General features: G+C 74.7%; 6 protein-coding genes. All 6 read left to right on the top strand.

Annotated features, from left to right (window positions below; genetic code table 11):
- The first annotated feature begins 354 nt into the window (after positions 1-354).
- From ACFY6U_RS43150 to ACFY6U_RS43125, 6 genes are read left to right on the top strand one after another with little or no spacing between them, the layout of a single operon-like run.
- Positions 355-7,239 (top strand): SDR family NAD(P)-dependent oxidoreductase, encoded by a 6,885-nt coding sequence (locus ACFY6U_RS43150; RefSeq protein ID WP_390047346.1) that lies wholly within the window; start codon positions 355-357, stop codon positions 7,237-7,239.
- Between the two features lies 1 nt (position 7,240).
- Complete coding sequence (locus ACFY6U_RS43145) at positions 7,241-11,854, top strand: beta-ketoacyl synthase N-terminal-like domain-containing protein (RefSeq protein ID WP_390047344.1); 4,614 nt, start codon at positions 7,241-7,243, stop codon at positions 11,852-11,854.
- Positions 11,851-12,168 (top strand): acyl carrier protein, encoded by a 318-nt coding sequence (locus ACFY6U_RS43140; RefSeq protein ID WP_089105552.1) that lies wholly within the window; start codon positions 11,851-11,853, stop codon positions 12,166-12,168. Before ACFY6U_RS43145 ends, ACFY6U_RS43140 begins: the two co-directional genes overlap by 4 nt.
- A gap of 3 nt (positions 12,169-12,171) precedes the next feature.
- Positions 12,172-12,987, top strand: a complete 816-nt coding sequence (locus ACFY6U_RS43135) for an alpha/beta fold hydrolase (RefSeq protein WP_390047342.1) — start codon at positions 12,172-12,174, stop codon at positions 12,985-12,987.
- The gene (locus ACFY6U_RS43130; RefSeq protein ID WP_390047340.1) at positions 12,984-14,174 is read left to right on the top strand and encodes a glycosyltransferase; all 1,191 of its coding nucleotides are present in this window, start codon (positions 12,984-12,986) and stop codon (positions 14,172-14,174) included. Before ACFY6U_RS43135 ends, ACFY6U_RS43130 begins: the two co-directional genes overlap by 4 nt.
- On the top strand, positions 14,158-15,213 hold the full coding sequence (locus ACFY6U_RS43125; RefSeq protein ID WP_390047338.1) for a class I SAM-dependent methyltransferase: 1,056 nt from the start codon (positions 14,158-14,160) through the stop codon (positions 15,211-15,213). Before ACFY6U_RS43130 ends, ACFY6U_RS43125 begins: the two co-directional genes overlap by 17 nt.
- Positions 15,214-15,216: the final 3 nt, after the last annotated feature.

Below are 15,216 nucleotides of genomic sequence, written 5' to 3'. Positions count from 1 at the left end.
AGGATCGAGCCAGCGGGCCGAAGTCATCCCGAATTTACAGAGCTCGGCGCGGTCACACGGCGCGTTGCGGTGTGGTGAGTGGCGGGTGAATGGCCAGTGCGCTTTGACGGGCTTGTGGCGGTGTGCCGCCAGTGATCCGGGTGCCGAACGGCCGCCGATCCGCAGTGGATTGCTCGGATTTTCGGCTCTTGCGGTGAATTCCTCCCGCTGGCCGAATCAATACTACCGGACGTGACGGACCCCCTCCGTTATTGACCCGCGAGTAATGAACTCGCTAGTTTCCGGTGGCCTCACCACGAGTTTTCCGCCGCACACATCCCCCACCGTGCTGTCCTCCCGATTATTCGGAGTGTCATGACGTCCCCTGTGCGTGCCGTCGACCTGATCATGTGCATCACCCCTTTCGGAGAACCCGATGCCAGGCTCGCGACAGCGGTCTGTGCCGCCGGCGGACTCGGCGTCCTCGACCTGGGACGCGGCGACCGAAGAGCCCGGGAGGCACTGGCCCGCCTGAGACGGGCGGCACCGGGACCGTACGGCGTGCGGGTCGCCGCCGGCTGTACCCTCACCCCGGACGAGCTCGGCCCGGCGCCCGACACCGTGGTCCGGGCCGCCGACGCACCCTGGACCGTCGCCGAACTCGCCCCGCACGCACGCGTGTTGGCCGAGGTGACCGACCTGGCCGAAGCGCGCGCGGCGGTCGCGGCCGGAGCGCACGGACTGATCGCCCGGGGCGCCGAGAGCGGCGGCCGGGTCGGCGAGCTGAGCACCTTCGTCCTCCTTCAACAGCTGCTCGGCACCACCGAGCTGGACGTGCCCGTCTGGGCCGCCGGCGGCATCGGACCGCACACGGCGGCGGCCGCGGTGGCCGGCGGCGCGGCCGGGGTGGTCCTCGACAGCCAACTGGCCCTGCTCGCCGAGTCCCGGCTCCCCGAGGCGACGGCGGCCGCACTGCGCTCCCTGGACGGCTCCGAGACGGCCGTCGTGGCCGGTCACCGGGTCCTGCACCGCCGCGGCCCGGACGCCGTGCGACCGCCCGCCGACGATCCGGCCGCGGTCGCCGCGCTGCTCGGTGCCGAGGACCTGCGCAGTCAACTGCTCCCGGTGGGCCAGGACGGCTTCCTCGCCGCACGGTTCGCCGAGCGATGGGGCGATGTGCGGCGGACCGTAAGGGAGTTGACGGTGGCGATACGCGCGGACGCGGACGCCTGCGAGGCACTGCGTCCCGGAACCTCCGCCATGAGCCGTGCCCTCGGCACCCGGTTGCCCGTCGCGCAAGGCCCGATGACCCGGGTGAGCGACCGGGCCGCTTTCGCATCCGCCGTCGCCGACGACGGGGCGCTGCCCTTCCTGGCGCTGGCCCTCGCCGACGGCACCCGCACCCGGGAGATGCTGACCGAGGCCAAGGCCGCGCTCGACGGACGGCCCTGGGGCGTCGGCGTCCTGGGCTTCGCGCCCGAGGAACTGAGGAACGCCCAGCTCGAAGCGGTACGCGAGCTGCGGCCCAGCCACGCCATCGTCGCCGGCGGCCGGCCCGCGCAGGCCGAGGCGCTGGAGCGGGCCGGGATCAGCACCTTCCTGCACGTGCCCTCGCCCGGGCTGCTGCGGCAGTTCCTGGAGGCCGGGGCCCGGAAGTTCGTGTTCGAAGGCTCCGAGTGCGGCGGCCACGTCGGACCGCGCGCGAGCTTCCCGCTCTGGGAGGCCCAGCTCGCCGTCCTGGAGGACTTCGCGGACGCCGAGGGCCTGGAGGTGTTCTTCGCGGGCGGCATCCACGACGAACGCTCGGCGGCGATGGTCGCCGCGCTCGCCGCGCCGCTCACGGCCCGGGGCGCGGCCGTCGGCCTGCTCATGGGCACCGCCTACCTCTTCACCGAGGAGGCCGTGGACCGGGGCGCGATCCAGCCCCTGTTCCAGCGCCAGGTCATGACGGCCGCCACGACCGCCCTCCTGGAGACCGCGCCCGGCCACGCCACCCGCTGTGTGCCCAGCCCGTTCACCTTCAACTACCGCGAGCGCGAAGCGGAGTTGCGGGACAGCGGGGTGTCCGACCGGCTGGTGTGGGAGGAGCTGGAACGGCTCAACGTCGGCCGGCTGCGCATCGCCAGCAAGGGTGTCGACCGGTCGGCGGACGGCGAGTTGACGCCCGTGGACGAGCAACGCCAGTTCTCCGACGGAATGTTCATGGCCGGAGAAGTCGCCGTGCTGCGCTCGGCGCCCACCACCGTGGCTGCCCTGCACCACGCCGTGACCGACGCAGCCGCCGACCTCCTGGCGCGGCGGACGGCGGTGGCACGGCCGGCCCAGCCTCCCGCCCCCGCCCCGCTCGACATCGCGATCGTCGGCATGGCCTGCATGTTCCCCGAGGCCCCCGACCTCGCCACCTTCTGGGCGAACGTGGTCGCCGGACACGACGCGGTGACCGAGGTGCCGGTGGAACGCTGGGACCCGGCCGTGCACCACGCCGACGGCTCCACCACCTCGAAGTGGGGCGGCTTCCTGCCACCCATCCCCTTCGACCCGCTGGGCTACGGCATCCCGCCCGCCTCCCTCGGCCACATCGAGCCCGTCCAGCTGCTCGCCTTGGAGGCCGCCCGGCGCGCCCTGGACGACGCCGGATACGGCACACAGGGACGGGAGTTCGACCGGTCGCGCACCTCCGTCGTCTTCGGCGCCGAGGCCGGCAGCGACCTCTCCAACGCGGCCACCCTGCGTGCCGTACTGCCCTCGTACTACGGCAAGGTCCCCGACGGCCTCGACGAGCAGCTGCCCCGGTTCACCGAGGACTCCTTCCCGGGCATGCTGGCCAACGTCATCTCGGGGCGGATCGCGAACCGCCTCGACCTGGGCGGCGCCAACTACACCGTGGACGCGGCCTGCGCCTCCTCACTGGCCGCCGTCGACGTCGCCTGCAAGGAACTCACCGCCGGCACCAGCGACGTCGTGCTCTGCGGCGGCGCCGACCTGCACAACGGCATCAACGACTACGTCCTCTTCTCCTCGGTGCACGCCCTCTCCCCGACCGGCCGCTCCCGCGCCTTCGACGGCTCCGCCGACGGCATCGCACTGGGCGAGGGCGTGGCCTGCGTCGTCCTCAAGCGACTGGCCGACGCCGAGCGCGACGGCGACCGGATCTACGGCGTGGTCAAGGGGCTGGGCTCGTCCAGCGACGGCCGCTCCCTGGGCCTGACCGCGCCCCGGCCCGAAGGCCAGCGGGCCGCACTGCTGCGCGCCTACCGCAATGCCGGGATCTCCCCGGCCCAGGTCGGCCTGGTCGAGGCGCACGGCACCGGGACCGTCGTCGGTGACCGCACCGAACTCACCATCCTCAGTGAGGTGTTCGCGGAAGCGGGCGCGGCTAACGGAGGTTGCGGGCTCGGGTCGGTCAAGTCCCAGATCGGGCACACCAAGTGCGCCGCAGGCCTCGCCGGGCTGATCAAGACCACCCTCGCCCTGCACACCGGCGTGAAGCCGCCCACCCTGCACCTCGACCGTCCCAACCCGGCCTGGAAGGAGGCGGACAGCCCGTTCGCTTTCCACACCGAGGCCCGGCCCTGGGCGGCACCGCCCGCCGAACGGGTCGCCGGGGTCAGCGCGTTCGGGTTCGGCGGCACCAACTTCCACGTGGTGCTGGGCGCCTACGACAGCGCCGTACCACCCGAGCAGGGGATGGACGCCTGGCCCGCCGAGCTCCTCGTGTTCCGGGGGCGGGACGACAAGGCCGCCCACCGGGGCGTCGAGGAGATCCTGCGGGCGGCCTCTACCGGCTCCTGGCGGCTGCGCGACCTGGCGCTCGCCGCGGCCCGCCGCGCGGACGCCTCCCACGAGCCGGTACGGGCCGCGGTGGTCGCGACCGACGTGCCCGGGCTGGTTGGGCAACTGCGCCGCGTCCTCGCGGGGGAGCACGACCCGGCCGCCGGCATCCACCTGACCGACCCGCAGCCCGACGCGGCCGCCGACGCCAAGGTCGCCTTCCTCTTCCCCGGTCAGGGCAGCCAGCGCCCCGGCATGCTCGCCGACGTCCTCATCGCCTTCCCCGAGCTGCAGCACTACCTCCAGCTCGGCCGTGCCCACGCCGACACCCTCTACCCGCCCGCCGCCTTCGACGACGACACCCGCGAGCGCCGCCGGGCCGCCCTCACCGACACCCGGGCCGCCCAGCCCGCCCTCGGCATCACCGGCCTCGCGGCCCACGCCTTCCTGACGGCGGCCGGCGTCCGCCCCGACATGGCCGCCGGACACAGCTACGGCGAACTCGTCGCCCTCAGCGCGGCCGGTGCCCTCACCCCCGAGACCCTCCTGGACCTGAGCGCCGAACGCGCGGCCGCGATCCTGGCCGCCGCGGGCGACGAACCCGGCACCATGGCCGCCGTGTCCGGCGCGGCGGACGACGTCGAGCGCGCGCTGCGCACGGCCGGCGCCCCGGCCGCCGTGGTCGTCGCCAACCACAACTCGCCCCGGCAGACCGTCATCTCCGGCCCGACCGACGAAGTGACCGAAGCCGTACGGCTGTTGCGCGCGGCCGGTCTCGGCGCCAAGCGGATCCCGGTGGCCTGCGCCTTCCACAGCCCGGTCGTCGCCGGGGCGGGCGACCGGTTCGCGGAAGTCCTCGCCGACACGGCCGTACGACCGCCCGAGTTCCCGGTGTGGTCCAACCGCACCGCGGCCCCCTACCGGCCCGACGCCGACGCCGTACGCGCCGAACTCGCCGCCCAGATCGGCTCACCCGTCGCCTTCGCCGCCCAGATCGAGGCGATGTACGAGGCCGGGGCCCGCGTCTTCGTGGAGGCCGGCCCCGGCACCGTCCTCACCCGGCTCGTCGGACAGATCCTCGACGACCGTCCGCACACCACCGTGGCCTGCGAACCCCGTGCCGGCGGCGGACTGCGCGGCTGGCTCGACGCACTGGCCCAGCTGGCCGCGGCCGGCGCGCCGGTACGCACCGCCTGGCTGCTGCGCGGCCGGGACGCCGTGGACGCGGTCCGGGCCCCGGCGCCGAAACGGCCCGGCTGGACGGTCGACGGACAGCTCGTGCGCACCGCCGCCGGAGACCTCCTGCCCGGTGCCCTCGCACCGGCCCGACGAGTCGTGGAGACGACGACTGTGACGACGAACCAGCCGCACGGCGCCCCCGCCGACCGGGACGCGCTGATCTCCGAGTTCCTGCGCACCAGCCGGGAGATGATCGCCGCCCAGCGCGACGTCCTGCTCACCTACTTCGGCGCGGCCCAGGTGCAGGTGCCGGCCGCGCCGGTGCTCCAGCAGCTGCCGCCGGCCGAAGCGGCCGTAGCGCAGCCACCGTCGACGGAGCCCGTACCCGCCCTCGCATCCACCCCCGCCCCCGCGGTCGAGCCCGAGGCGACGGCAGACGTCGAACGGGTCGTCCTGGAGATCATCAGCGAGCGCACCGGCTACCCCGTGGACATGATCGAGCCCGACCTCGATCTGGAAGCCGACCTGAGCATCGACTCGATCAAGCGTGCTGAGATCGCCGGTGAGCTGGCCAAGCGGCTGGGCATCGCGGGCGGTGCGGAGACCCTCGACGACGCCGAACTGGAGGAGCTGGCCAAGGCGCGCACGGCGGCGGCCGTCACCGGGTGGCTGAGGGCACGGGTCGGCACCGGTGCGGAGGCGACGGCCACGGCTGCGACCGGACCGGCCCCGGCCACCACCGACGGGACGGCCGCCGCGCCCGAGCCGGTGAGGGCTGCCGCCGAGTCCGGTCCGGGCGCACCGGCACCGGAGCCCCACCCCGCCGCGGCCGCCGAGGTCCCCCCGGGCGAGGCGCCGAAGCGGTTCGAGATGCGGCCCGTGGCCCTGGCGCAGCCGGATGCCGTGGCCGACCCGGCCGCCGTGCTGTCCGGCAGGCGGTTCTTCGTCCTCGGGGGCGGCGCGCAGGTGGCGGCACGGCTCGCCGGGTACGGCGCCGAGGCCGTGACCGTGGACGCCGGCCACCTGCTCGGGGAGGCGGACGGAGCCGTGGACGGAGTGCTGTACCTGGGCGCGCTGCCCGGCAGCGACACCCCGGTGCTGCCCGACGTCTACCCGGTACTGCGGGCGGCCCTGGCCAGGAGCCCGCGCTGGCTGCTGGCCGCCCGCCCCGCCGGCGGCACGGACGCGGCGCGCTCGGCCGGACTGCACGGGCTCTTCCGCACCGTGGCCCGGGAGTACCCCGACACCGTCGCCCGGGTCGTGACCCTGGGGGACACCGCACCGGAGGCGGTCGCCGACGCGCTGCTCGACGAACTGCTCGCACCGGAACCCGCACCCGTCGTGCTGCGCACGGCCACCGGCCGGCAGGGCCTCGAACTGGTCGAGGTCGCGCCTGGCGCGCTCGGCGGCACCGGGGCGGGTCCCGCCGGGGCCGGGGCCGCCGAGGCCGCCGCGCTCGGCCTCGACCGGGACTCGGTGGTCCTGCTGGTCGGCGGCGCCCGGGGCATCACCGCGAAGTTCGCGGCCACCCTCGCCGCCGCCTGCCGCTGCCGGATCGAACTGCTCGGCCGGACACCCGCGCCGAGCGGTCCCGAGGCCCCGGACACCGCCGCCGCCCGCACCCCCGCCGAACTCCGCGCCGTCCTCGCCGCCCGCGGTGGCCTGAAGCCCGCCGAGATCAACCGCGAGGCCGAACTGATCCTGGCCCAGCGGGAGATCACCGCCACCCTCGGCGAACTCGCCGCGCTCGGCAGCGAGGCCCGCTACCGTGCCGTCGACTTCCGCGACCGCGACGCCGCCCTCCAGGCCGTCAAGGAGATCCACGCCGACCACGGCCGCCTGGACGGGGTCGTCTTCGCGGCCGGGGTGATCGAGGACCGGCTGATCGCCGAGAAGACCCCGGAGTCCTTCCAGCGGGTCTACGGCACGAAGACGACCGGCGCGGCCACCCTGCTCGCCGCCCTGGAAGAACTGCCCGACCGCCCCGGTTTCGCCGTCCTGTTCGGCAGCATCTCGGCCGTCCTCGGCAACCGCGGGCAGGCCGACTACGCCGCCGCCAACGACGCCCTGGAGAGCCTCGGCGCCGGCTGGGCGGAGCGCACCGGCAACCGCGCGCTGACCGTGCACTGGGGGCCGTGGGCGCCCGTCGGCGGACACACCGGCATGGTCAGCCCGGAACTCGGACGCGAGTACGCGCGCCGCGGCATCAGGCTGATCGACCCCGACGAGGGCACCGCCGCGCTGCTGCGGGAGCTCGCCTGGGGCGAGGAGTCCGTACGGGCCGTCGTCTACACCGCCTCGGGCTGGTGACATGACCGACGACCGCCGGACACCGGTCGCGATCGTGGGCATGGCGGTGCTGCTGCCCGGCGCCGCAGGCCTCGACGCGTATTGGCAGAACCTGCTGAACGGCACGGATGCCATAACAGACGTGCCGGACGGGCGCTGGGACGCGGAGTACTACCGGCCCGGCTCGGCGACCGGGCCCGCCGTCCCCGACCAGGTGTACTGCCGGCGCGGCGGCTTCGTGGACGGGCTGGCCGAGGTGGAGGTCACCCGGTACGGGATCATGCCGAACTCCGTCCCCGGCACCGAACCCGACCAGCTGATCGCCCTGGACGTGGCCGCAGCGGCGATCGCCGACGCGGGCGGCGCGGACCGGCTGCCCGACCGGCACCGGATCGGCGTGGTGCTGGGCCGGGGCGGCTATCTCACCCCCGGCCTGGTCCGGCTCGACCAGCGGGTCCGGACGGCGGGGCAACTCGTGCGCACCCTGGGCGAGTTGGTGCCCGACCTCACGCCCGGCCAACTGGCCCGGGTGCGCGAGGCGTTCACCGAGCGGCTCGGCCCCGCCAGCCCCGAGTCCGCGATCGGCCTGGTGCCCAACCTCGCCGCCTCCCGGATCGCCAACCGACTCGACCTGCGCGGCCCCGCCTACACCGTGGACGCGGCCTGCGCCTCCTCGCTGGTCGCCGTCGACCAGGCCGTCACCGAACTCACCGCGGGGCGCTGCGACGTGATGCTCGCCGGGGGAGTGCACCACTGCCACGACATCACCCTGTGGAGCGTCTTCTCCCAGCTGCGCGCGCTCTCCCCGAGCCAGCGCATCCGCCCCTTCCACCGCGACGCCGACGGCATCCTCATCGGCGAGGGCACCGGGGTCGTCGTCCTCAAGCGCCTCGCCGACGCCGAACGCGACGGCGACCGCGTCTACGCGGTGATCCGCGGCACCGGGGTGGCCAGCGACGGCCGTACCGCCGGGCTCGTCAACCCCGACCCCGGTGGCCAGACCCACGCCGTACGCCAGGCCTGGCGGGCCGCGGGCCTCGATCCCACCGCCCCGCACTCGCTCGGCCTCCTGGAGGCGCACGGCACCGCCACCCCGGCCGGTGACACGGCCGAACTGACCACGCTGGCCGAGGTGTTCGGGCCGGGTACCGAGGGCGAACGGGCCGTGCTGGGCTCGGTGAAGTCGATGATCGGCCACACCATGCCGGCCGCCGGGGTCGCCGGGCTGGTCAAGGCCGCCCTCGCGCTCCACCACGCCACACTGCTGCCCACCCTGCACTGCGAGGACCCGCACCCGGCCCTCGCCGCCACCCGCTTCCGCACGCTGGACCGGGCCCGGCCCTGGGAGACCGGTCCCGGACAGCCGGTCCGCAGAGCCGCGGTGAACGCCTTCGGGTTCGGCGGGATCAACGCCCACGTGGTGCTGGAGGAGGCTCCCGGCCGCCGCGCGGCCGCCGTCGTCCGCGGCACGGGAGGCACGGGGCCCCGCGTCGGGGAAGTCACCGAACCCCGCAGCACCGAGGCCACCGAGCCCCGCGTCGCAGAGGTCACCGAACCCGAGCGCATCCTCCTGCTCGCGGCCGACACCCCCGACCGGCTGACCGCGATCCTCGCCGCCGACGACTCCGCCGTCCTCGCCGCCGGTCTCGCCCCGGAAGAGACCCATCCCCAGGTGGGCCCGGTCCGCCTGGGCATCGTCGACCCCACCGCCAGACGGCTCGCGCTCGCCCGGCGCGCGGTCGGCAAGGGCCGTGCCTGGCAGGGCCGCAACGACGTGTGGTTCCGGCCCGCCCGGCTGCTCGGCGGCGAGGCCCACGGCGGACTGGCCTTCGTCTTCCCGGGACTGGAAGGCGAGTTCGCTCCCCGCGTCGACGACATCGCCGCGCATTTCGGCCTCCCCACCGTCACCGGCCCTGCCACGGATGCCGTGCGGGTCGGGGACGTAGGCCGTCATGGGTTCGGTGTCGTCGGCGTGGGGCGGCTGCTGGACTCGGCGCTGCGCCGGATGGGCGTGGTGCCGGACGCGGTCGCCGGGCACAGCGTCGGCGAGTGGACGGCGATGGTGGCCGCCGGGCTCTACGCGGGTGACCAAGTGGACGCCTTCATGGCCGAGTTCGACCCCGACGCGGTCACCGTCCCGGGCCTCGCCTTCGCCGCCGTCGGCGCCCCTGCCGACCGCGTCCTCGCCGCACTCCACGCGGACTGGACGGACGCCGGGATCGTCCTCTCCCACGACAACGCGCCGAACCAGTCGATGGTCTGCGGCCCGGACCGGGCCGTGGCGGACTTCGTCCGCGCCTTCCGGGCCGACGGCGTGCTGTGCCAGGTGCTGCCGTTCCGGTCCGGCTTCCACACCCCGATGCTGGAGCCGTACCTGACCCCCATCAGGGAGGCCGCCGAGCGCTTCAGGCTGCACCGGCCGGCGGTGCCGGTCTGGTCCGGCACCACCGCGGCCCGCTTCCCGGCGGCCGAGGCGGAGGTACGCGAACTCTTCGTCCGGCACCTGCTGGAGCCGGTCCGGTTCCGGCAACTGGTCGAGGCCCTGTACGCCGCCGGGCACCGGGTCTTCGTCCAGACCGGCCCGGGTCAGCTGGCCTCCCTGATCGGCGACACCCTCGGCGACCGCGACCACCTCGCCGTCGCCGCCAACTCGCCGCACCGCTCCGGCCTGGCACAACTCCGGCGCGTGGCAACGGCGTTGTGGACCGCGGGCGCCGTCGTGGCACCGGCGGTCCCGAAGACGGGCAGCGCGGTCACGCCGTCACGGCAGCGGCCGCCCGTCCGGCTCGACCTGGGCGGCGCGCTGGTGTCCCTGGACGGCCCGGAACTGCACGAACTCCGCACGGCGCTGGGCAGCCGACGGACCCCCGCCGGACCGTCCCCGCTGGACGACCTCGCCACCCGCATCCCGGCCGCCGCCGAACTCGACGCGCTGCTGCGGGAGACGGCCGACACGGCAGCGGTCGTCCTCACCACGATCGGCGCCTCGTCCGCCACCGCGGCCCCCACGGCCGCCCGTGCCCTGCCTCGCGTCCCGGTCCCCGCAGTGCCTTCGCCCACCGGACCTCAGCCGCCCCCCACCTCCCGCACCACCACCCTCCGGGTGTCCCCCGAGGCGATGCCCCACCTCCTCGACCACTGCTTCTTCCCGCAACGCCCCGACTGGCCCGACACCGAGGACCGCTGGCCGGTGGTCCCCGCCACCACGATCGTCCGGCACATGACGGACGCGGCCGAGGAGGCCACCGGACTGCGGGCGGTCGCCGTGCACGGAGCCCGCTTCGACCGCTGGCTCACCGCCACACCCGCCGTCGACGTCCCGGTCACCGTCACCCCCGAGGGGCCCGGCCGCGTCGCGGTCACCTTCGGCCCCACCGCCCGCGCGGTCGTAGAGGTGGCCCCGGATTATGTCCCGCCGCCCGCCGGTCCCGCCCGGCCCCCGGCCGCCGAGCGCACCCCCGACCACACCGCCGCCGAACTGTACGCCGAGCGCTGGATGTTCCACGGCCCGGCGTTCCAGGGCGTCACCGAGCTCACCGCGATCGGTGACCGGCACGTCCGCGGGGTGATCACCACGCCCGCCGCCCCGGGCGCCCTGCTCGACAACGTCGGCCAGATCCTCGGCTACTGGATCATGGCCACCCGCACCGAGCGGACCGTCGTCTTCCCGGTGCAGCTGCGGGAGACGCGCTTCCACGGCCCGCACCCCGCCCCCGGCACCGAGGTCGGCTGCCTGGTGCGGATCACCTCGCTCACCGACACCGTCCTGGAGGCGGACGTGGAGCTCACCGTCGGCGACCGGGTCTGGGCCCGGATCGACGGCTGGCAGGACCGGCGCTTCGACAACGACCCGCACACCCGCCCCGTCGAGCGCTTCCCGGAACGCAACACCCTCTCCGAGGCCCGGCCCGGCGGCTGGACCTTACTTCACGAGCGCTGGCCGGACCTGGCCTCCCGCGAGCTGATCATGCGCAACTCCCTCGGCGGTACGGAGCGTTCGCAGTACGCCGAGCACCCGCCCCGCGGCCGCAGGCAGTGGCTGCTGGGCCGGATCGCCGCCAAGGACGCGGTACGCCAGTGGCTCTGGCAGCACGGCGAGGGCCCGGTCTTCCCGGCCGAACTCCGGGTCCGCAACGATGCGTTGGGCCGCCCGTACGTGGTGGGCGTGCACGGCCGCACCCTGCCCGCGCTGGACGTCTCGCTCGCCCACCGGGCCGAGGCGGCGGTGGCGATCGTACGCCCGCACACCCCCGGACCCGGGCCGGGCATCGACCTCGAAGAGGTCACCGAACGCGATCCGGCGGCCATGGAGGTCGCGCTCGGCGCGGACGAACTCCGGCTGCTGCGGACCCTTTCCGCAGGCGACTCGACGGCTCTGTGGTTCACGCGGTTCTGGGCCGCCAAGGAGGCCGTCGCCAAGGCGGAGGGCACCGGATTCGACGGCAGGCCGAGGGACTTCACCGTCCTGGAGGCGGCCCCGGACGGCAGCCTGCTGCTGGTCTCGGGCCGGCTGGAACGCGCCTACCCGGTGCACTGCGCGCCGGTCCGCAATCCCCCCGCACTGCCGGACCGCGACTACGTCGTGGCCTGGACCCCCGGACCGGCAGCCGCAGACCCCGAGGAGGACCCGCGATGAATCCCACCGAGCCCGAGATCCGCGCCGACGAGGAAGCCGTGCTCGCCGACCTCGCGCGGATGCTCCGCACCCTCCTGGAGGAGTACGGCGACGACGACGCCGAGATCGGCATGAGCACCACCTTCAACCGCGACCTGGAGCTGGAGAGCATCGACCTGGTCACCCTGGCCGGGCTCCTGGAGGAGCGGTACGGGAAGCGGGTCAACTTCGCCGAGTTCCTGGCCGGGATGGAGTTCGACGAGATCATCGAGCTGACCGTCGGCCGGCTCGTCGAGTACGTGGTGTGGAGCCTGAAGGCCACGGAGGCGGGCTGAGCCATGGCGATCGTCGACACCGGGGACGTCCGGCTGCACGTACAGAGAATGGGCCCGGGGGAGGGCCGGATCCCGGTCGCCACCGTGGTCCTCGTCCACGGGCTGCTCACCGACAGTCTGGCCAGTTACTACTTCACCGTGGCCCCCGCCTTCGCCGTCTCCGGCCTCGACGTGGTCATGTACGACCTGCGCGGCCACGGCCGCAGCGGCCGCCCGTCGGGCGGTTACACCCTCGACCACAACATCGACGACCTGGAGGCCCTGCTCGACCACCTGTCGATCACCGGCCCGGTCCACCTCGTCGGCAACTCCTACGGCGGCACCATCGCCTTCGGCTACGCGGCCCGCCACCCGGAGCGCGCGGCCAGCCTGACCCTCATCGAGTCCGAACCGGCGACCGCCGCCTGGGCCGCGAAACTCGGCGGCATCCTGCACCGGGTCGTCACCGAACTCGCCCACAACGAGCCGGACGCGATCGCCTGGATCACCGCCAACCGCAGCCACAACACCGCCCGGCTGGCCAAGGGCGCGGCCCGGCTCGCCCGCGAGACCAGCCTCGGCCGGGACATCCCGGCCAGCCGCGTCCTGACAGAGGATCAGATCAGCGCCGTTCGCTGCCCGGTGCTCGGGGTGTACGGCGGTGACTCCGACCTGGTGGAGGTGGTCCCGCTGAAGGAGGCGCTGCTGGCGGACTACCGGTCGGTGGTGCTGCCCGGGCACGAGCACTCCGTGCTGGTCGAGGCGGCCGGCACGGTCGGCGGACACATCCTGGAGCTGATCCACTCGGTCAGCGGCGGCGTACGGGCCGGGGTCCGGTGAGCGGCTTCCTGATCGTCGTACCGCCCCTGGTCGGCCACATCAACCCGGCCGTCGGCGTCGCGGCCGAACTCGCCGGGCGCGGGCACCGGGTGGCCTGGGTCTGTGCGGACGCCGGGCTGGTGCACCGGCTGGCGGGGCCGCAGGCGCGGGTGTTCCCGTGCGCGGGGACCGCGGAGGGGGAGCGGCCCGCCGACCTGCGGGGCGCGGAGGCGCTGAAGTTCCTCTGGGAGTGGTTCCTGGTGCCGCTGGCGGACGCCATGGCGCCCGGCGTGCGGGCGGCCGTCGACGAGTTCCGCCCCGATGTGGTGGTCGCCGACCAACAGGCCTTCGCCGGGGCCCTGGTGGCCGAGCGGCTCGGGCTGCCGTGGGCGACCTCCGCGACCACCTCGGCCGAGTTCGGTGACGCCTACGACGGCATCCCCAAGGTCGCCGAGTGGCTCCGGGACCGGCTCGCGGAGCTGCGTGCCCGCTTCGGCGACCCGGCGGGCACGGCCGACCCGCGCTTCTCGCCGTATCTCACCCTGGCCTTCACCACACCCGAACTGGCGGGCCCCACCGACCGGCCGGCGGTCCGTTACGTGGGCCCGTCGATCTCCGAGCGGCCGGTCGCCGACGGGTTCCCCTGGGACTGGCTGGACCCGAGCCGGGAGCGGGTCCTCGTCTCCCTCGGCACCGCCAACGCGGACGTGGGCGGACGGTTCCTGGCCGAGTGCGTGGCCGCCGTACGCGAACGGGCCGACCGGGTGCAGGCGCTGGTCGCCGACCCCGGCGGCACCCTGCCCCCCGCGGCCGACGACAAGGACATCCTGATCCTGCCCTCGCTGCCCCAGCTCCCGCTCCTGGAACGGGTCGACGCGGTCGTCTGCCACGCCGGGCACAACACCGTCTGCGAGGCCCTGTGGCACGGCGTCCCGCTGGTCGTCGCACCCATCCGCGACGACCAGCCGGTGATCGCCGGGCAGGTCGTCGACGCCGGCGCGGGCCTCCGGGTCCGGTTCGGCCGGGTCACCGCCCCGCGCCTCGGCGAGACCCTCGACACCGTCCTGTACGAGCCCGGCCCGCGCACGGCGGCGGCCAGGATCCGCACCGCGTTCCGCGCGGCGGGCGGAGCGCCGGCCGCCGCGACCCACCTGGAAGCCCTCGCAGCCGACCCGCACGCAAGGAGAGCCGATGAGCAAGCAGAGTGACGTCGAGGCGCTGCGCTCCGCCTACGAGCGGGACCTCGCCGGGGGCACGGACCGCTTCTTCGAGCCCCGGCGCACCACCTGCCCCTGGTGCGCCTCCGACCGGCTGACCACCCGGCTGCGCACCACCGACCTGCTCCAGCACAAGCCCGGCGCCTTCGTCCTCGACCGCTGCGCGGAGTGCGGCCACACCTTCCAGAACCCGCGCCTCAACGAGACGGGCCTGGAGTTCTACTACCGCGACTTCTACGACGGCCTCGGCGAGCAGAAGATGAGCGGCACCTTCGGCGGCCGCACCAAGATGTACCAGGGCCGCGCCCGGTCCATGGTCCCGCACGACGCGACCCCGAAGAACTGGCTCGACGTCGGCACCGGCCACGGCCACTTCTGCGAGGCCGCCCGCGAGGTGCTGCCCGGCACCGCCTTCGACGGACTCGACTTCACCGACGGCGTCGAACTCGCCGCCCGCGAGGGCCGCGTGGAGCACGCCTACCGCGGCGCCTTCCCCGACCTGGCCCCCGAACTCGCGGACCGCTACGACGTGGTGAGCATGTTCCACTACCTGGAGCACAGCACCGACCCCGACCGCGAACTGCGCGCCGCCCACGAGGCGGTACGCCCCGGCGGCCACCTCCTCATCGAGGTCCCCGACCCCGAGAGCCGCTACGCCCGCCTCCTCGGCCGCTGGTGGCTGCCCTGGCTCCAGCCGCAGCACCTGCACTTCGTCCCGGTCGCCAACCTCCGCGAGCGGCTCACCGCCCTGGGCTTCACGGTCGTCGCCGAAGAGCACGCCGAGGCCCACGACCCCGTCGACCTGCTGGCCGCCGTCTGGCTCGCCCTGGACCACACCGCCCCGCGCGAGGACGCCCCCTGGCTGCCGACCCCGCCCGGCGCCCTCCAGAAGACCCTCCGCGCCGCCCTGCTCATCGCGGGCATCCCGGCCCTGATCGCCGGCACCCTCCTGGACCGCTTCGCCGTACGGCCGGTCTCGCACCGTCTCCGGGTCTCCAACGCCTACCGCATCGTCGCCCGACGCGACTGACGC

This window comes from Streptomyces sp. NPDC013157 (assembly GCF_042899865.1).
GTDB lineage: Bacteria > Actinomycetota > Actinomycetes > Streptomycetales > Streptomycetaceae > Streptomyces.
This window is presented reverse-complemented; position numbering and strand designations above follow the sequence as displayed.